Origin of the sequence: Streptomyces spinoverrucosus (assembly GCF_006539505.1) — a bacterium.
Lineage (GTDB): Bacteria > Actinomycetota > Actinomycetes > Streptomycetales > Streptomycetaceae > Streptomyces > Streptomyces spinoverrucosus.
The window spans coordinates 209,983-228,540 of the sequence record NZ_BJND01000004.1; the positions used below are offsets into that span (position 1 = coordinate 209,983).

15 protein-coding genes and 1 tRNA gene are annotated in these 18,558 nt (G+C 72.2%); 9 read left to right on the top strand and 7 right to left on the bottom strand.

The genetic code is table 11. From position 1 onward, the window contains the following. Positions 1 to 153 precede the first annotated feature (153 nt). The 6 genes from SSP24_RS02560 (at position 154) to SSP24_RS02585 (ending at position 8,455) form a co-directional block, all read left to right on the top strand. Positions 154 to 1,137, top strand: a complete 984-nt coding sequence (locus tag SSP24_RS02560; protein WP_141307131.1) for a hypothetical protein — start codon at positions 154 to 156, stop codon at positions 1,135 to 1,137. 31 nt (positions 1,138 to 1,168) lie between these two features. Then, entirely contained in the window at positions 1,169 to 2,680 is a 1,512-nt protein-coding gene (locus SSP24_RS02565; protein ID WP_141307046.1) for an amino acid permease, read from the top strand. 177 nt (positions 2,681 to 2,857) lie between these two features. After that, positions 2,858 to 3,952: a mechanosensitive ion channel family protein gene (locus SSP24_RS02570; protein ID WP_141307048.1), complete on the top strand. Its 1,095-nt coding sequence runs from the start codon at positions 2,858 to 2,860 to the stop codon at positions 3,950 to 3,952. Positions 3,953 to 4,042: 90 nt separating this feature from the next. Next, on the top strand, positions 4,043 to 6,262 hold the full coding sequence (locus SSP24_RS02575; RefSeq protein ID WP_141307050.1) for an NADP-dependent isocitrate dehydrogenase: 2,220 nt from the start codon (positions 4,043 to 4,045) through the stop codon (positions 6,260 to 6,262). 123 nt (positions 6,263 to 6,385) lie between these two features. After that, the gene (locus SSP24_RS02580; RefSeq protein WP_141307052.1) at positions 6,386 to 7,174 is read left to right on the top strand and encodes an N-formylglutamate amidohydrolase; all 789 of its coding nucleotides are present in this window, start codon (positions 6,386 to 6,388) and stop codon (positions 7,172 to 7,174) included. Positions 7,175 to 7,231: 57 nt separating this feature from the next. After that, positions 7,232 to 8,455 carry a cytochrome P450 gene (locus SSP24_RS02585; RefSeq protein WP_141307054.1) on the top strand — a complete coding sequence of 408 codons (1,224 nt, stop codon included), beginning with the start codon at positions 7,232 to 7,234 and terminating at the stop codon, positions 8,453 to 8,455. A gap of 9 nt (positions 8,456 to 8,464) precedes the next feature. On the opposite strand, the gene SSP24_RS02590 is transcribed toward SSP24_RS02585, so the two are convergent. From SSP24_RS02590 to SSP24_RS02600, 3 genes are read right to left on the bottom strand one after another with little or no spacing between them, the layout of a single operon-like run. Next, entirely contained in the window at positions 8,465 to 8,962 is a 498-nt protein-coding gene (locus SSP24_RS02590) for a hypothetical protein (RefSeq protein ID WP_141307056.1), read from the bottom strand. After that, positions 8,959 to 9,534, bottom strand: a complete 576-nt coding sequence (locus tag SSP24_RS02595) for an RNA polymerase sigma factor (RefSeq protein ID WP_141307058.1) — start codon at positions 9,532 to 9,534, stop codon at positions 8,959 to 8,961. Before SSP24_RS02595 ends, SSP24_RS02590 begins: the two co-directional genes overlap by 4 nt. 59 nt (positions 9,535 to 9,593) lie before the next feature. After that, on the bottom strand, positions 9,594 to 11,030 hold the full coding sequence (locus tag SSP24_RS02600) for a S8/S53 family peptidase (RefSeq protein WP_141307060.1): 1,437 nt from the start codon (positions 11,028 to 11,030) through the stop codon (positions 9,594 to 9,596). Between the two features lie 109 nt (positions 11,031 to 11,139). Between SSP24_RS02600 and SSP24_RS02605 the strand changes: the two genes are divergently transcribed. Beyond that, positions 11,140 to 13,743, top strand: a complete 2,604-nt coding sequence (locus tag SSP24_RS02605; protein ID WP_141307062.1) for a CHAT domain-containing protein — start codon at positions 11,140 to 11,142, stop codon at positions 13,741 to 13,743. A gap of 14 nt (positions 13,744 to 13,757) precedes the next feature. Here the strand turns inward: SSP24_RS02605 and SSP24_RS02610 are convergent, their stop codons facing one another. Beyond that, complete coding sequence (locus SSP24_RS02610; protein WP_141307064.1) at positions 13,758 to 15,602, bottom strand: LuxR family transcriptional regulator AbsR2; 1,845 nt, start codon at positions 15,600 to 15,602, stop codon at positions 13,758 to 13,760. 98 nt (positions 15,603 to 15,700) lie between these two features. Between SSP24_RS02610 and absR1 the strand changes: the two genes are divergently transcribed. After that, complete coding sequence (gene absR1 / locus SSP24_RS02615) at positions 15,701 to 16,786, top strand: beta-glucuronidase AbsR1 (protein ID WP_141307066.1); 1,086 nt, start codon at positions 15,701 to 15,703, stop codon at positions 16,784 to 16,786. Positions 16,787 to 16,998: 212 nt separating this feature from the next. Next, positions 16,999 to 17,292, top strand: coding sequence for an SCO4225 family membrane protein (locus SSP24_RS02620; RefSeq protein WP_141307068.1), 294 nt, complete (start codon positions 16,999 to 17,001; stop codon positions 17,290 to 17,292). Between the two features lie 53 nt (positions 17,293 to 17,345). Here the strand turns inward: SSP24_RS02620 and SSP24_RS02625 are convergent. The 3 genes from SSP24_RS02625 to SSP24_RS02635 form a co-directional block, all read right to left on the bottom strand. Beyond that, positions 17,346 to 17,419 (bottom strand) — tRNA-Pro (locus tag SSP24_RS02625). Positions 17,420 to 17,487: 68 nt separating this feature from the next. Continuing rightward, positions 17,488 to 18,138, bottom strand: coding sequence for an SRPBCC family protein (locus SSP24_RS02630; RefSeq protein WP_141307070.1), 651 nt, complete (start codon positions 18,136 to 18,138; stop codon positions 17,488 to 17,490). Continuing rightward, positions 18,135 to 18,497, bottom strand: a complete 363-nt coding sequence (locus SSP24_RS02635) for an ArsR/SmtB family transcription factor (RefSeq protein ID WP_141307072.1) — start codon at positions 18,495 to 18,497, stop codon at positions 18,135 to 18,137. The genes SSP24_RS02630 and SSP24_RS02635 overlap by 4 nt, the downstream gene beginning before the upstream one ends. Positions 18,498 to 18,558: the final 61 nt, after the last annotated feature.

The following is an 18,558-nucleotide window of genomic DNA, read 5'->3' on the forward strand; positions in this document are numbered from 1 at the left end:
TCATGGTTCGGCAAACCATGAGGAGAATGCGGAAGCTCCGCCTCTATAGTGAACCGCCGACCGGACATGACCTTGTCAACCGCCGTTCGGGGGAACCCTGTTGTTACTCCAGCCTGCCGCTCCCGTCCGCCCGTTCCACGGGGCGGGCGGATGATGGCCAGAGACGGAGCACGACCCGCCTACGACCCCGCAGGACCCGACGCCGCGCTGCGCACGGCCCTTCAGGAGGTGCGCACCGGACGCTGGATGTCGATGCGCACCCTGCTCACGGAGACCGCGTCCTGGTCGCAGTGGACCCAGCGCACCCAGGTCCTGGCCGCCGCGGCGGCCGGCACCGACGTGGTGCGGGCCTGGCTCGCCGAGGAACCGGACAGCGTCCCGGCCGTGGTGATGCACGCCCGGGTCGCGGTCGAACGCGCGCTGCGCGCCGCCCGCGGGGACCATCGCCGTACGCAGGAACTGTGGCACGAGGCCTGGCTGGCGGCCGACGCGGCGACCCGCGCCTCCCCGCACGACCCGGTGCCGTGGGTCTGCCTGCTGGCGCTGGCCCGCCTGGACCGGGAACAGCGCTGGGACGAGCACCGGATTCCGGCGCCGGAGCCGATGCTGCCGCCCGGCCCCTGGGGACTGCTCGCGCAGGCCGGCAAGCGCGACCCGTACAACCGCGAGGCCCACCACCGCATGCTCCAGTTCCTGTTCGGGCGGGCCGCCTCGGGGCGGCTCGCGGAGGCGGTCGGCTTCGCGCAGTGGGCGGCCGACGGCGCGCCGCCGGGCTCCGCGCTGCACGTCCTGCCGCTGTACGTACGGGTCGAGCGCTACCGGCGCGCGGGCGGACACGACGCCGCCCTCGATCTGCACTGGGTCGCCGAGGACGCGACCCGGGAGGCACGCCGGGCCTTCCACAACTGGTTCGAGCTCAGCACCGCGCCCGAGCGCTCGCCGCTCGACCTCAACCACCTCGCCCACGCCCTGTGGGGCGCCCTGCAGTTCGCGGAGGCGACCCGGGTGTTCGACGCGATCGGCCCGTACTACGCGCCCCTGCCCTGGGTCCACCGCACATCCGATCCGTCCGACCACGCCCAGGCCGTGGACGTCTTTCTGCAGGCCCGCAGCCGCTCGGCGGCGCAACGCCCCTGATTTTTTCCGTTTGCCTACCCGAAGGATTCGCATGTCCAGCAACGCCCTCCCGCCGCAGGACGAGGAACAGCGCCTGCGCGAACTCGGCTACAAACCGGTGCTCGCCCGCCGTATGGGCGGCTTCGGCAACTTCGCGATCAGCTTCTCGGTGATCTCGATCCTGTCCGGCTGCATGACCCTGTACGGCTTCGGCATGGGCGCGGGCGGACCCGCGGTGATGCTGTGGGGCTGGGCCGGGGTCGGCCTGTTCGTGCTGTGCGTGGGGCTCGCGCTGGCCGAGGTGACCAGCGCGTATCCCACGTCCGGCGCCCTGTACTACATGGCCGACCGGCTCGGCGGCCGCCGGTGGGGCTGGTACACGGGATGGCTGAACCTGCTCGGTCTGCTCGGCGCGATCGCTGGCATCGACTACGGGGCCGCCCTGTTCACGGGCGCGTTCCTGAACCTCCAGTGGGGCTTCGAGCCCACACCGGAGAAGACGTTCCTCATCTTCCTGGTGATCCTGCTGCTGCACGCCACGCTGAACCTGTTCGGCGTGCGCCTGGTGAGCGTGCTCAACTCGATCAGCGTGTGGTGGCACCTCGCCGGTGTCGCGCTGATCGTCGGCGCGCTGGCGATCGTCCCCGACCACCACCAGTCGCCGTCGTTCGTCTTCACCGAGTTCGTCAACGAGACCGGCTGGGAGAACCCGGTCTATGTCGCCGCGATCGGTCTGCTGCTCGCGCAGTACACCTTCTCCGGCTACGACGCCTCCGCCCACCTCTCCGAGGAGACCGCCAACGCCTCGGTGTCGGCGGCGCGCGGCATCGTGCGGGCCATCTGGGTGTCGTGGATCGCCGGTTTCGTGCTGCTGGCCGGTCTGACCTTCGCCATCCAGGACTACGCCGCCACGCGGGCCAGCGAGACCGGGGTGCCGCCCGCGCAGATCCTGCTCGACGGCCTCGGCACGGACGGCGCCAGCGCGCTGCTGCTGGTCGTGATCGTGGCCCAACTGTTCTGCGGCAACGCCGAGGTCGCCGCGGCCAGCCGGATGGTGTTCGCGTTCAGTAGGGACCGGGCCCTGCCCGGCTCGGCGCTGTGGCGCAAGGTCAGCGGCCGCACCCAGACGCCGGTCGCCGCGGTCTGGCTGTCGGTGGGCGTCGCGGGCGTGCTCGCGCTGCCGTCGCTGTACTCTGCGACGGCGTACGGGGCGGTGACCGCCATCAACGTCATCGGGATCACGCCCGCCTACGTCATCCCCGTGTTCCTGCGGCTGCGCGCGGGCGACCGGTTCCGGCCGGGGCCGTGGCACCTGGGCCGGTGGAGCAGGCCGATCGGCTGGATCGCGGTCGGCTGGGTGGCCTGTGTGACCGTCCTGTTCTGCCTGCCGCAGTCCTCGCCGGTGACGGTCGACACGATGAACTACGCCTCCGTGGCCCTGCTCGTCGTACTCGTCCTCGCCACCGCGTGGTGGTACGTCGCCCGCCGTTCGTACGGAACACCGACCACGGCCGCGTACGGATCGGACCGGGAACAGGCCGAAATGGCCGAGGGAATCGTCTGAGCTGCGCGATCCGGCCACCGGGCCAGGTACGAACTGGGGTGTCGGATACGGCAGGATGAGCGATCGCGTCGACCCGCACGGTGGCCGGCGCGATCGCACATCCCGTCTTCGAGCAGGTGACATCGTGACGCGACTTCACATCCGGTACGCCGCAGACCGTTTCCCCGGAGGTGACCGGTGACCCGCGCGCTGACCCTGGACGACCTCGTCCTCGCCGGAATCGCGCTGGCGGCGGGCCTGTTGGCGGCGTTCCTGCTGCGCATGCTGCTGCGCTGGCTGGGCAAGCACGCCGTGCGGACCCGCTGGGGCGGCGACGACGTCATCGTGGACGCCCTGCGGACCGTGGTGCCGTGGGGGGCGATCGTGGGCGGCGCGGCGGCCGCCGGAGGGGTGCTGCCACTGACCCGGACCGTCCAGCACCACGTCAACCAGTCCCTGACCGTGGTGTTCATCCTCGTCGTGTCGGTGTCCGCGGCCCGGGCGGTCGCCGCGCTGGTGCGTACGGTCGCCCAGTCCCGCTCGGGAGTCGCCGCCTCGGCGTCGATCTTCGTGAACATCACCCGGGTCCTGGTGCTGGCCATCGGCTTCCTGGTGATGCTGCAGACGCTGGGCATCTCCATCGCCCCGCTGCTGACCGCCCTCGGTGTCGGCGGTCTGGCCGTCGCCCTCGCCCTGCAGGACACCCTGGCGAACCTCTTCGCGGGCCTGCACATCCTCGCCTCCAAGACCGTCCAGCCCGGCGACTACATCCGGCTGAGCAGCGGCGAGGAGGGCTACGTCACCGACATCAACTGGCGGCAGACCACCATCCGCAACCTCTCCAACAACCTGGTCATCATCCCCAACGGACAGCTCGCGGGGACGAATATGACCAACTACAACCGGCCCGAGGAGCAGCTGACGATCCTGCTCCAGGCGGGCGTGGCCTACGACAGCGACCTGGAGCACGTCGAGCGGGTGACCATGGAGGTCATCGCCGAGGTGATGAACGAGATCGACGGCGCCGTCCCGGACCATGAGCCGGCGGTCCGCTTCCACACGTTCGGCGACTCGCGGATCGGCTTCACGATCATCTTGGGTGTGGGCGAGTTCAGCGACCAGTACCGGATCAAGCACGAGTTCATCAAGCGTCTGCACAAGCGGTACCGGGCCGAGGGCATCCGGATCCCGGCGCCCACGCGGACGGTGTCGTTGCAGCAGGGCTCGGTGGTCATACCGCAGCAGCGGGGCACCGAGGAGACGGAGGACGTGGCGTCCGTCCGTGCCGACTGAGCGCATGGCAGGCGTACCCCTGTCGAGTAGGCCCTCGACACGAGATATCTTGATGTCGAGCAATGTTGCAGACGTGGAGCGGAGCACCCGGTGACTGACTCGACCATCATCTATACGCACACTGACGAGGCCCCGGCCCTGGCGACGTATTCCTTCCTGCCGGTGGTCCAGGCATACGCCTCGCAGGCGGGTGTCGCCGTGGAGACGCGGGACATCTCGCTGGCGGGCCGCATCATCGCCGTGTTCCCGGAGTACCTCGCCGAGGACCAGCGCATCCCGGACGCCCTGCACGAGCTGGGCGAGCTGGCCAAGACGCCCGAGGCCAACATCATCAAGCTGCCGAACATCTCGGCGTCCATCCCGCAGCTGAAGGCCGCGATCGCCGAGCTGCAGGGCCAGGGCTACGCGCTGCCGGACTACCCGGACGACCCGAAGACCGACGAGGAGCGCGAGATCCGCGCCCGCTACGACAAGGTCAAGGGCTCCGCGGTGAACCCGGTGCTGCGTGAGGGCAACTCCGACCGCCGCGCCCCCGCGTCGGTCAAGAACTACGCCAAGACCCACCCGCACCGGATGGGCGCCTGGACGGCCGAGTCCAAGACGAACGTGGCGACCATGGGCGTGGACGACTTCCGCTCCACCGAGAAGTCCGTGGTGATCGCCGAGGACGGCGCGCTGCGGATCGAGCTCAAGGGCGACGACGGCTCCACCACCGTGCTGCGCGAGTCCGTACCCGTTCTCGCCGGTGAGGTCGTCGACGCCTCCGTGATGCGCGTCGCCGCGCTGCGTGAGTTCCTCGCCGCGCAGGTCGCCCGCGCCAAGCAGGAGGGCGTGCTGTTCTCCGTGCACCTGAAGGCCACGATGATGAAGGTCTCCGACCCGATCATCTTCGGTCACGTGGTGCGCGTCTTCTTCCCGAAGACGTTCGCGAAGTACGGCGAGACGTTCGCCGCGGCCGGCCTGACCCCCAACGACGGCCTCGGCGGCATCTTCAAGGGCCTGGAGTCCCTGCCGAACGGCGCCGAGATCAAGGCCTCCTTCGACGCCGAGCTCGCCGAGGGCCCGGAGCTGGCGATGGTCGACTCCGACAAGGGCATCACCAACCTGCACGTGCCGTCGGACGTGATCGTCGACGCCTCCATGCCGGCCATGATCCGCACCTCCGGCCACATGTGGGGCCCGGACGGGCAGGAGCACGACACGATCGCGGTCATCCCGGACTCCTCCTACGCGGGCGTCTACCAGGCCGTGATCGAGGACTGCCGCGCCAACGGCGCCTACGACCCGTCGACCATGGGCTCGGTGCCGAACGTCGGCCTCATGGCGCAGAAGGCCGAGGAGTACGGCAGCCACGACAAGACCTTCGAGATCCCGACCACCGGTACGGTCCGGCTGGTCGACCAGAACGGCAACGCCGTGATCGAGCAGACGGTGTCCGCCGGTGACATCTTCCGCGCCTGCCAGACCAAGGACGCGCCGATCAAGGACTGGGTGAAGCTCGCCGTCACCCGCGCCCGCGCCACCGGCGACCCGGCGGTGTTCTGGCTGGACGCCACCCGCGCCCACGACGCCAACCTGATCGAGAAGGTCAACGCCTACCTGCCGGAGCACGACACCGAGGGCCTGGACATCCGCATCCTGTCCCCCGTCGAGGCGGCCAAGCTGTCGGTGGAGCGCATCCGCCGCGGTGAGAACACGATCTCCGTCACCGGCAACGTGCTGCGTGACTACCTGACCGACCTGTTCCCGATCCTGGAGCTGGGCACCAGCGCCAAGATGCTGTCGGTCGTGCCGCTGATGGCGGGCGGTGGCCTGTTCGAGACCGGCGCCGGCGGCTCCGCGCCGAAGCATGTGCAGCAGCTGGTCAAGGAGAACTACCTGCGCTGGGACTCCCTGGGTGAGTTCTTCGCGCTTGTGCCGTCCCTGGAGCAGTACGCGCAGGCCACGGGCAACGCCCGCGCCCAGGTCCTGGCCGACACGCTGGACCGCGCCACGGCGACCTTCCTCAACGAGGACAAGTCCCCGACCCGGCGCGTCGGCGGCATCGACAACCGTGGCAGCCACTTCTACCTGTCCCTGTACTGGGCGCAGGAGCTGGCCAGGCAGACCGACGACGCCGAGCTGGCGAAGGCCTTCGCGCCGCTCGCCGAGACGCTCACCGCGAACGAGCAGAAGATCGTGGACGAGCTGAACGCCGTGCAGGGCAAGCCGGTGGAGATCGGCGGCTACTACCAGCCCGACCCGGCCAAGGCAGCGGCGGTCATGCGGCCGTCGGCCACCTGGAACGAGGTCCTCGCGTCGCTGAGCTGACGCCCCGGCCTTTGACGCCCGGGCGTTGAAGGGCCGTCCGTTTCCGTCTCCGCCCCGACCGGTGCACCGTCCGGCCGGGGCGGAGCCGTGTGGTACCCCTCGACTACACCCTGGAGCAGCCGCATGACCGACGCCCCGCAGTCCTTCGAGCTCCTGCCCGGCGCCGACCACTCCCCCGTGATCCTCCATGTGCCGCACTCGGCCCGGGACATACCGGGCGACGTGCGCGCGGACATCGTGCTGGACGACGCGGAGCTGGAGCGGGAGCTGGACCACATCACCGACGCACACACGGATCGAATCGCCGAGGCGGCGGCCGGGCTGGCCGGTGTCACCCCATGGCGGTTCGTCAACCGGCTGTCGCGGCTGGTCGTCGACCCGGAGCGGTTCCCGGACGAGCGGGAGGAGATGCTCGCCGTCGGCATGGGGGCGGTGTACACACAGACCACGCACGGTGACGTCCTGCGACCCGAGGACGTCAATCCAGAGCCGCTGGTCGAGCGGTACTACCGCTCGTACGCGCGGGCGATGACCCAGGCCGTGGCGGACCGGCTGGCCGCCACGGGACGGGCTGTGATCATCGACGTGCACTCCTATCCCAGCACCCGGCTGCCGTACGAGCTGCACGGCGAGGGGCCCCGGCCGCCGGTTTGCCTAGGCACGGACTCCTTCCACACGTCACGCGAGCTGCTGGAGGCGGCCAGGGAGGCGTACGGGGAGACGGGGCTGGACAGTCCGTTCAGCGGGGCGTATGTACCCCTGGGCTACTACGGCACCGAGCCTCGGGTGTCCGCGCTGATGGTGGAGATCCGCCGGGACACGTACATGACCGAGCCGGGCGGACCGGCCGGACCGGGACTGTCCCGGCTCGCCGGGGCGCTGGCCCGGCTGGTGGACGACGTCACCGGGTGACCACCGGATGGGGCACTCCCGCGCGACAGGCCGCCCCGCAGTGGTGAGGGTGAGGGCATGACCGAGGAGACCACCACGCTGACGGGGCGGGCCCGGCCGCCGGTACGGCAGTGGCCGTCGCTCGACCTGGAGGGCACCCGGTTCGACCCGGTCCTCGCGGACCTCATGCGCGAGGGCCCCCTGACCCGCGTCCAGTTGCCGTTCGGCGAGGGCTGGGCGTGGCTGGCCACCCGCTACGAGGACGTGAGGGCGATCACCAACGATCCGCGGTTCAGCCGCGCCGAGGTGACGCGCCGCCAGGTGACCCGGGTGGCCCCGCACTTCAAGCCGCGCCCCGGCTCGCTCGCCTTCGCCGACCAGCCCGACCACAACCGGCTGCGCAAGGCGGTCGCCGGGGCCTTCACCGTCGGCGCGATGAAGCGGCTGCGGCCACGCGCGCAGGAGATGCTCGACGAACTGGTGGACGACGTCGCACGGATCGGGCCGCCGGCCGACCTGATCGAGCGGGTGCTCGAACCGTTCCCGATCGCCGTGGTCAGCGAGGTCATGGGCGTGCCCGCCGACGAGCGCGAGCAGGTACACGCCTGGACCCGGCAGATCATCTCCACCTCGGGCGGCACCGAGGCCGCCGACCGGGCCAAGCAGGGGCTGTACGGGTGGATCGCCGAGACGATCCGCGCCCGCGGCATCACCGACGACGAGGACGTGTACTCGCTGCTCGGTGCCGCCGTGGCCCGTGGCGAGATCGACGAGCCGGAGGCGATCGGGCTCGCCGGGCCGCTGCAGATCGGCGGCGAGGCCGTCACCCACAACTGCGGTCAGACGCTGTACCTGCTGCTCACCCGCCCCCAACTGATGCAGCGGATGCGGGACCGCCCCGAGACCCGCGGCCCCCTCCTCGACGAGCTGCTGCGCTGGATCCCGCACCGCAGCTCCGTGGGCCTGGCCCGGATCGCCCTGGAGGACATCGAGCTGCACGGCATGCTCATCCGGGCGGGCGATCCGGTGTACGTCTCCTACCTGGCCGCCAACCGCGACCCCGACGTCTTCCCCGACCCGGACCGCATCGACCCCGACCGCGCCCCCAACCCGCACCTGACCTTCGGTAACGGGCCGCACTACTGCACCGGCGCCGTCCTCGCCCGGACACAGACCGAACTACTCATCGACACGCTGCTGGAACGACTGCCAGGCCTACGGCTCGCGGTCCCGCCGGAGCAGGTCGCCTGGCGCCGCGAGACCATGCTCCGGGGCCCGCTGGACCTGCCCTGCACCTGGTGAGCGCAGCGGTCAGGCCCGCAGCCACTCCGTGACGACCACCTCACCGCCGGTCCGCAGTCGCAGCGCGAAGGGGCCGGACGGTGCCACGTGACCGGCGAAGCGGCCCATGGCGTCGGCCGTGAGGGTGTCCGGCGCGGCGGGCTGGGGTCCGCCGAGCACCTCGATCCGGGCCGGCTGGGGCGGCAGTACCTGCCCCATCAGGCCCTGGGCGGTCACCTCGACGTCGACGGTCAGTTCGCCGCTGCGGAAGGTCAGCATCCGCGGCGCGTCCGTCACCCCGCGGACGGGGATGGCGTCGACCAGCGAGTCGAAGGTCAGCTCGGCGAGCCGGGCGTCCAGGTCGTGCAGCGCGTAGGCGTCGACGGCGATACGGCGCAGCTCGGCCGGCACCGGGTCCAGGACAGCGGCGGCGCCACGGAGTTCCTCCTCCAGCAGGCCGCCGTCGAACTCGTCGTCGTGGTGGACGTCTTCGCGGCCGTCGAAGTCGTCCTCGTGTTTGGCGTTCACAGTGCTCCCCGTGCGTCGAGTCGGGCCCGCAGGCGACGCAGACAGCGCTGGCGCAGCGGCCCGATGCTGCCGACGGCGATGCCCAGGGCGGCGGACACCTCCTGGTAGCTGGGCGGCGGCGAGGCCATCAGCACCCGCAGCAACTGCCTGCAGCGCTCCCCCAGTTCCTCGAACTCCTGCCACAGCCGCCGGATGCGCTCACTCTCTGCGGCCGCCTCCTCCGAGTCGATCACCGACTGCTCAGGCGTACGGTCCTCGCTGACCCGGTCCAGCAGCTGCGGATCGTCGGTCGGTGTCATCCGGCGGAGACTCTTGAGCACCTTCAGGCTCTCGTGCCGCGCGGTGCTCGCCAGCCACGCCCCCGCCTTCTGCGGTTCCCGGATCCGCCCCAGATTCTGGGCGAAGCGGAACCAGACGGTCTGGTAGACCTCGTGCGCGTCGGCGTCGGAGAGCCGGTGGGCGCGCACCACCGACCACACCAGTGGGCTCAGCCCTTCCACCAGCGCTTTCCAGGCCGCCGCGTCACCGTCGACGGCGGACTGGACGAGCGCGCCGACATCTGCACGATCCACGGCCCCACCCCTTGTGTACGGCACGTCATCGTACGCCGTGGCGGGGACCGTCAGGACCCTCATGCCCCAGGCCCGGCGGTGCCGGCCGGCACCGGTCGCCACGTCTGCGGCCGCAGGGCCGGCACCATGGCGCCGCGCACTTCCGCGAACTCGGGGTTGCCCGCGAGCAGTTGCTGCCGTGCGGCCCGCGGGTCGGTCTCCTTGTGGGCGACCATGTGGGAGGCGATCATCCCGGCCGCCACGGGGGTGGCGAAGGAGGTGCCGCTCCAGGTGGCGAGACCCTCGAACATCACCTGGTCCGGCTTGTCCGGGTCGGCCTGGTCGCCGCTGAGCACCCCGGTGTGCCGGGGGGACTGGCAGGTGCAGGCGTAGCTGAAGCCGTAGCGGCAGTCGTCGTAGGTGGAGTGCTGGTAGACGTACGGGACGGGCTCGATGAAGCCGGTGAGGGCGCTGATGAGGCGCTCGCCGGGGGCGTAGACCTTGACCCAGCCGCCGTGGTTGCTGAAGCAGGCGCCGAACTCGCCGTCGCTGCGCAGCGCTCCGACCGACAGCACGGAGCTCGCGTACTCGGGCAGGTCAGCGTAGGCGGCGGGCCAGAACGGGGTGGCGCTGCCGTTGTTGCCGGCGGCGGCGACCAGCAGGGTGCGCTGGGCGCGCAGTTCGTCCATGAAGGCCTGCACGCCGAGCAGGCCATCGGTGCGGCCGTTGGAGGTGCCGGCGGAGAGGCTGAGGATGTCGGGCCAGCCGCTCTTGTCGACGGCCTCGAAGAGCTTGTCGCCGAACTCCGACTCCAGGACGGCGCCCGCGTCGTTCAGCGCGTTGCTGACGGTGAGGTCGGTGTTGGGGGCGACGGCGGCGACCAGTCCGGCGATGAACGTGCCGTGTCCGACGTACTGCTGGAGGACTCCGTCGTCGTCGCACTCCTTGATCTGGAAGTCGCCCTGGGCGCGGGCCAGCAGCGGGTAGGAGCGGTAGTCCCGCATCAGACCGGTGTCGATCACCAGCACACCGACGGCGGTGTCCGCGTCGTAGAGGCCCTCGGCGGGCGCAGGGTTGGACTGCTCGGTGGGCTGGGCGGGCACGGGCTCGTCGCCGGGACAGGCGTTGACCGGGGCGATGTGCACCACGTGGTTGCGGCTGACCAGCCTGCGGCCCGTGCGTCCCTCCGCGGCGCGCAGCGCCCTCAGCGCGTTCGCGACGGCACGGTCGCCACGGCGGTCCCCTTCGCCGGGGTCGCCGACCTGGATACGGGTGATTCCGGAGCGGTTGGTCTCGGGGCTCGCCCGGCGCACGTGCTCCCCGACCAGACCGGCGGTCTCGGTGAAGTGGGCCCGCACCGTGTCCTCGACGAGCCGGGCCTCCTCGCCGTCCCGGGCGAGCACGACACCCTTCTCGTACATGAACTCGGCGGCGTCGTCCGGCCCCATCGCCAGAGGGACGTCGGGCATCGAGCGCTGTATCTGGTCGAACTGCTCGCGGAATCGCTGTGGTGCCATGGCGTGTCCTCCCACTGGAGCTTTGGTCGACAACTAGAGCAGCTGGGCCGCTGATTGATACAGAGACAAACCCGTGTGGCATGGTTCCGGGGCCACTACCATCCGAGGGGTGACAGCGGGAAGCGACTCGGTTCTCGAACTGCTGCCGATGGTGTTCGCCGCTCCGAACGACGCGCTGGCAGGGGCTCGGCGGGTGCTCGACACCGATCCGCCGCCGTTGCACGCCTCCGTCGCCCATCAGGTGATCGGCATCTGGCAGCGGGACTTCGGCGATCTGCGGATCGCCCTGGACCATCTGCGCCGCGCCCGCGATCTGGCGGCGCGCGCGGAGTCGGCCGAGCGGGAGGCGGACGTCCTCGGCACGCTCGGCGTGGCGCTGGTGCACGCGGGCCGCACCCGGCAGGGGCTGGCCGCGTTCGAGCGGGGCGTGCTGCGCGGTACGGGGCACACACGAGCGCGGGTGCTGTATCGCCGGGCCTATGTGTGGTGGGTGCTGGGCCACCACCGGGAGGCGCTGGAGGACGTACGCCGGGCCATTCCCGTGCTGCGGCAGGCGAAGGACGTGATCTGGACGGCCCGGGCGCTGACCCTGCGGGCGACGGTGCATCTGGCGCTGGGCTCGGTGGAGCGGGCCGACGCCGACTTCACGGCGGCCGAGCGGCTGTGGGACACCACCGGGCAGGAGCACGACAAGGCCGACGCGGTGGAGAGCCGGGGCCTGGCCGCGTTCCGGTCGGGCGACATCCCGGCGGCGCTGCGGCTGCTGGACGAGGCGCAGGAGCGGTACGCCAAGCTCGGAACGCCCTCCTTCATGCTGAACATCCGGCGCTGCGAGGTGTTGATGGCGGCCGGGCTGGCCCGGGAGGCGCTGGCCGAGGCGGACGCGGCCATAGGGGTGCTGGACGGTATCGGCGGGCAGTCGACGCGCAAGGCGGAGCTGCTGCTCGTCGCCGCCCGCGCGGCCCGGCTGGCGGGCGATCCGCACACGGCGATCGCCCGGGCGGCGCTGGCCGTACGGCTGTTCGCCGCGCAGCGGCGCACCTGGTGGGAGACGCACGCCCGGCTGGTGCTGATCGAGGCCCGGGTGGCCGCCGGGCGCCGTTCGGGCCGGCTGGTCGCGGACGCCGCCGCGGTGGCCGACCGGCTGGCCGCGTTCGGCGCACCGGCCGCGCCGGAGGCGTCCCTGCTCGCGGGCCGGATCGCGCTGAGCCTGGGCTGGCGCACGGACGCGGAACGGCACCTGGCGGTCGCCGCCCGCAGCAGGCACACGGGACCGCCGCACGCGCGGATGACGGGCTGGGCGGCGCAGGCCCTACGCGCGCGTGCCGCCGGTTCGAGTCGCGGGGTGCTGGAGGCGTGCCGGCGCGGACTCGACGTCCTGGACGATCACCGGATGACGCTCGGCGCCTCGGAGTTGCGGGCGCGCGCCACCGAGCAGGGTGCGGAGCTCGCGGCGCTGGCGCAGCGGGCCAGCCTCGCCTGCGGGGGGCCGCGGCGGCTGCTGATGTGGAGCGAGCGGTGGCGGGCCACGGTGCTGTCCGCGCCGCCCACCCGGCCGCCGGCCGATCCGGCGCTGGTGCGTTCCCTGACCGCGTTCCGGGAGATCGCCGCCCGCGCGGAGGCCGCCCGTATGGAGGGCCGTCCGGTGCCGGCGCTGGAGCGCGAGCAGCGGCGCCTGGAGCGGGAGGTCCGTTCGCGGACCCTGCACATGCGGGGCGACTCGCCCGGCGACGGGGACCGGTTCGACGTGGGGCGGCTGCTGGCGCGGCTGGGTGAGACGCGGCTGGTGGAACTCGCCGTGCTCGACGGGCGCGTGCAGGTGCTGCTGTGCGGTCAGGGGCGGGTACGGCGGTTCGAGGCGGGGCTGCTCACGGAGGCGGAGGCCGAGGCCGAGCACGTACAGGCCGGGCTACGACGGCTCGCGCATCCCGGTGCGGAGGGGCGGCTGCCGGTGGTGGAGGCGGCGGGGCGGCGGCTGGAGGAGCTGCTGCTCGGGCCGGCCGCCGCGTATCTCGGGCCCGGGCCGGTCGTGGTGGTGCCGCCGGCCCGGCTGCACCGGGTGCCGTGGGCGCTGCTGCCGTCGCTGCGGAAGCGGGTGCTCAGCGTGTCGCCGTCGGCGAGCAGCTGGCTGCGGGCGCGGGAGACCGAGCCGCCGCCGGGCGGGCGGCACGTCCTGGTCCGCGGGCCAGGGCTGGCGACGGGGGGCGCGGAGGTGCCCGAGGTCGCCGACCGGTACGGCAGGCCGACAGTCCTGGAGCACGACGAGGCCCGCGTCCCGCGCGTGCTGGAGGAACTCGACGGGGCCGCCCTCGCCCATATCGCCGCGCACGGCACGTTCCGTGCGGACAGCCCGCTGTTCTCCGCGCTGCGGATGGCCGACGGGCCGCTCATCGTGCACGACTTCGAACGCCTGGACCGCAGCCCGTACCGCATCATCCTCTCCAGCTGCGACACCGCCCGTCTCGCCTCGGTCGGCGCCGACGAACTCCTCGGCCTGGTCACCGCGTTGCTCCCGCTGGGCACGGCGGGCGTCGTCGCGAGCAGCGCGCCCGTCAACGACGCCGCCGTCGTCCCCCTGATGCTCGCCCTGCACAAGGGCCTCGCCACCGGCCTCTCCCTGGCCGAGGCTCTGCGCGACGCCCGCGCGGCCGTGCCGTGCGACGCGGTCCACCAGGCGACGGGGTGGGCGTTCACGGCGTTCGGCGCGGCGTGAGGACGGCCCGGCATTTACGCCGGCTGTTCCACCAGCCAGGGCAGAGCGGCCCGGTCCCCGGCTCCGAGGCGGGCGTAGGCGCTGTAGAGGTGGTTGCCGACCGTGCGTACGGAGAGGGTGAGCTGTTCGGCGATCTGGCGGTTGCTGAGGCCTGCCGCGGCGAGGGTGACGATCTGGCGCTGGCGGGCGGTGAGTTCGCCGAAGGCGAGGCCGGAGAGGGCCGGGGTACGGGCGGACTGGCAGCGTCGGGCCAGGGCCACCGCGCGCGTGCGTGAGGTTCGCGCCGCGCGCGGGTCGCGGTGTGCCCGTACCGCCTGGGCGTGCGCCTCGGCGGCGAACAGCAGGAATCCGCGCTCCTGAAGCCGTTCGGCCGCCCGGTCCAGGGCGGGCCCGTCGCCGCGGGCGAGCGCGTCGGCGTGCTCGGCGAAGACGCCGCGCAGGCGGCCGGTGGCGCGCTCCGGCGCACCGAGGCGTACGGCGTCGTAGGCGCAGTCCGCGTCGTACGCAGTGTCCGCGTCGTACGCACGGCCCACGTCGTACGCAGTGTCCGCGTCGACCGCCGCCAGCGCCCGGTCGAGGTCGCCGCGCGCGGCCGCCGCCCAGACGGCGACGGCGCCGTTCACCTCGGCTTCCCCGGGAGTCGTCACCTCACCCGACTGGGCCGCCGCGAGGGCGAGTTCGGTACGGCAGGGCGCGTCATCGGCCGCGCCGCGCAGCCCTTCCCGGGCCCATGCCGCGGCCTCCCGCAGCTCTCCCCGCAACCGCGCGAACCGTGCCCGCGCGGCGGCGTACCCGGCCGGCACCGCGGCGCCGTCGGCCGCGAGCCACTCCCCCACGGGTGTGGCCAGCGGGCGTACGTCGGCCTGCTCGATGCGCCGCAGCAGCGCCGCCTGTTCCGCGGCCAGGGCGGCATCGCAGCGGTCCGGCGTGCCCGCCAGGCGCCGGGCGCGCAGCTTTCCGGCCGTGGCTCGCAGGGCGGGGCCGAGCAGGGGGTGGGCGAGGTGGACGCCGCCGTGGTCGTCGATGCGGATCAGGGCGTCGTATTCGAGCCGTTCGAGGATGCCGAGGTCGACGGCGTCCATGGGCAGCGGGAGGGGTTCGGCGAAGGCGAGGCGGTGGAGGGTCTCGCGCTCGTCGGGGGCGATGCGGTCGAGGGCGGGGGCGATGCGTTCGCGGACCGTCGGGGTGACCGGCACCGGCCCGCGCCAGGCCCGTTCGTCCGTGCCGTCGACACGGGTGAGCAGCCCGCCGTCGCGCAGCGCGCCGAGCAGGTCGCGCAGCAGTCGCAGGTCGCCCTGGCACAGGCGGTGCAGCCGGTTGGCGGTGAGCGGCTCCAGCGGGCCGCCCGCGCCCGCGGCAAGCAGCGGGGCCGTCTCCTCGGCGGGCAGCGGTTCGAGGGCGAGCCGGGGCAGCAGTTCGCCGGTCCACAGCCGGGAGATCGCGCCGGGCACGGGCGCGCCGTCGGTGGCCACGACCAGCAGGCGGGTGCGGCCGTGCACGGCGAGCTGGTGCACCAGGGCGGCGGAGGCGTCGTCGAGCAGGTGCGCGTCGTCGACCAGCAACATCCGTACACCGGACAGCAGTTGCATCGCCCGGTGGAGGGTGACCCGCTCGGGCAGCAGGTGGGCGAACGCGGCGAAGGGGATCTGCCGGGTCTCGGGCGTTCCGGCGGCCCTGGTGCAGTCGGTGCCGCGGACGGCCTCGGTGGCCAGGCGGGTCTTGCCGTATCCGACGGGCCCGGTCACCACGATGCCGTGGCGGCCTGCGGTCAGCGAGCGGCGCACCAGGTCGAGTTCGTCCTCCCGCCCGGTGAACGGCCAGGGCAGCTCCAGGGTCTTCGCGTCCTGTTCGTAAGTCATCACGTGAACAAGAGCGCCACTACTCAACCCTGATACAGGGCGACTTGAGTAGCCCCCGACTCAGGCGCCCCGGGTGCGGCCGACGGCAGTCTGTGCGCATGCCCGGACGCTACTGCTCCCTCGTGCAGGCGTCGGCCCCCGTCTTCGCACCGGGGCTGACCGCCGAGCGGCTCAGTGCGCTCATCGGCGGCCACCGCATGTGGGTCAACGGCACCGTGCTGCACTACTACTTCTTCGACGGCGACGCCGACGGCTCCGTCATCCCCGTCCCGGGGACCGCGGAGACCCGGCGGGTGCCGTGGGGTGGTGCCAAGGAGCAGCAGGACGTCGTCCGTGAGTGCTTCGAGGAGTGGCAGGGCCTGGGCATCGGTGTCACCTTCACCGAGGTCGACGACCGGACGGAGGCCGAGCTGCGGATCGGCTTCCAGCTGGGCGACGGCTCGTGGTCGACCGTGGGCAGGGACGCGCTCCAGGTCGGCCTGAACGAACGCACGATGAACTTCGGCTGGGACCTGACGGAGCCCGGCGAGCGTGGCACGGCCCTGCACGAGATCGGGCACGCGCTCGGGATGCTGCACGAGCACCAGAGCCCGTTCGCCGGTATCCACTGGGACGACGAGGCCGTCTACGACGAGTTGGCGGGCCCGCCAAACTTCTGGAACCGCGACCGGACCTATTTCAACATCCTGCGCAAGCTCGACCCGGACGAGGTCAACGGCTCCGTCTGGGACCCGCAGTCGATCATGGAGTACTCCTTCCCACCGGGGCTGATCCTGGAGCCCGAGCAGTTCCGCGCGGGACTGAACCCGCTCGGCACGCTCTCCGCCCTGGACAAGGAGTTCGTACTGCGCTGGTATCCGCCGGCCGAGCCGACGCGGCCGCCAGCGCTGGTGCCGTTCCGCTCGGCGCCGCTCGGTCTGCGGCCGGGTGAGCAGGCCGACTTCACCGTCGAGCCGCCGGAGACCCGCACGTACACGGTGGGCACCTTCGGCGACAGCGACACCGTCGTCGTGGTCTTCGAGGAGCGGGACGGCGAACCCCGCTACCTGGCCGGACAGGACGACGGAGGCTCCCCCGACAACGCCACTGTCCGGGCCCGGCTCGTCAAGGGCCGCCGCTACTTCGTTCGTGTGCGCCTGTACTCCTCGTGGGGTCCGGGCGAGACAGCGGTCATGTGCTGGTGACCGCGGGGCCCCGCGCCACACGGACGCCTGGACCACAGTCCGGCACCGGGGGAGCGGTCGGGGCCCGTCACCTTCGGGGGAGGGAGACGGGCTCCGACCACGCCATTCCGTGAGTACGCGTACTCAGCCCGGTTGAGTAGCTGCACACGGGCCTCACGGCACCGAGCAGGGGTACTCCTGGACTACACAGTCCGGTACCGAAGGAGTCCCCCATGCGTTCGCCCCGGCAGACCGCCGGTCTGTACACCCGCGGAGACGTGGCCCTGCTCGTGGCCGGTGGCTACGCCACGCTCGTCGTCGGCGTCGCCGCCTGGCTCGGCACGCTGGTCCTGGTGGGCGACCCCGGCATAGGCGGGATATGGCTCATCCTCCTGACCCTGCCCCTGTCGATTCCGCTACTGGCGATACCCGCCTCGCCGGAGGCGTACGTCGCGCTGCTGACCGCCGGCGGCCTGGCCCAGGCCTGGGTCCTGTGGCGACTGCTGCGCGGCAGGCGCGCCCGGTGACATGCGAAGGGCCTTCACCGGCTACCACCGGCGAAGGCCCTTTTTCCGCACCGTCGGGACGACAGGATTTGAACCTGCGACCCCTTGACCCCCAGTCAAGTGCGCTACCAAGCTGCGCCACGTCCCGGTGCTCCGACACCCGGGGTTCCGGGTGAACACGCAGGTAAACCCTACCTCATACGGCGCGGGGGCTCGTTACTCGCCGGTGCCCTGCTCCCCCGCGCCCGTGTAGAACGCGGTGGTGCGGTCCGCCGCCTCGCGTGCCGCCTGCTCCGCCTCGCCGGACGCCACGGTCGCGGCGTACCAGCCCTCGCTGCTGAGGGTGATGAAGCGGATGCCCTCCTCCGAGGTCGCCCAGGCCTCGGCCTCGGCGGGGTCGACGGCCGCGCCGGAGGACAGGTGGGTGGCGAGTCCCATGACCGCCAGGTCCCAGCCGACGCCGACCGCGCCGGGCCCGAACTGCGCCCACCGCTCGTCGTCGACGTGGGCGACGTGCTCCAGCGCGAAGCGGGTGCGCTCGTCGCCCTCGGGCGTGAGGCGCAGCTCGATCCAGCTGACGTCGCCGCCGAACTCCCAGGTCGCGAAGAAGCCCTTGGGCGGGTCGCAGCGCTCGATGGTGCCCGAGGCGTTGCCCTGCACCTGGTAGCGGCCGCCGAGCCGGAGTTCGCCGGTGACCGGCGCGAACCAGCGGGGCAGGCGCTCGGCGTTGGTGCAGGCGTCCCAGACGTCGTCGAGCGAGGCGTCGTAGGTCTGGCTCACCGTGACCACGCGGGCCTCACCGGCCTTGAAGACGCGCTTGCCGACCTGGCGGCTCACGGAGTTGATCTGATGGGTGACGTCGATCATGTGGTGCTCCTCGGTGGGTCGTCGGCGCCGCGCAGCCGGCGCTCGCGTTTGCCACGGGCCAGCTCGGTGGCCAGGGCGTCCAGGCGTGGGGTCCAGAAGCGGCGGAACCGGTCGAGCCAGGCGTCGATGTCCCGCAGTGGTTCGGAGTTCACCGCGTACAGGCGCCGGGTGCCCTCGGGGCGGACCGTCGCGAAACCGTTCTCCCGCAGCACCTTCAGATGCTGCGAGACCCCGGGCTGGGATATCCCGAACTCCTCCCGGATGACATCGCTGACCGCCCCGGAGGTCATCTCGCCGTCGGCCAGCAGCTCCAGGATGCGGCGACGGACGGGGTCGCCGAGCACATCGAAGGCGTGCATGACGGAAACGTATCACGTGCTGCTTATATAAGCGACGGCTGATTGATGGGCTGGTGCGGGT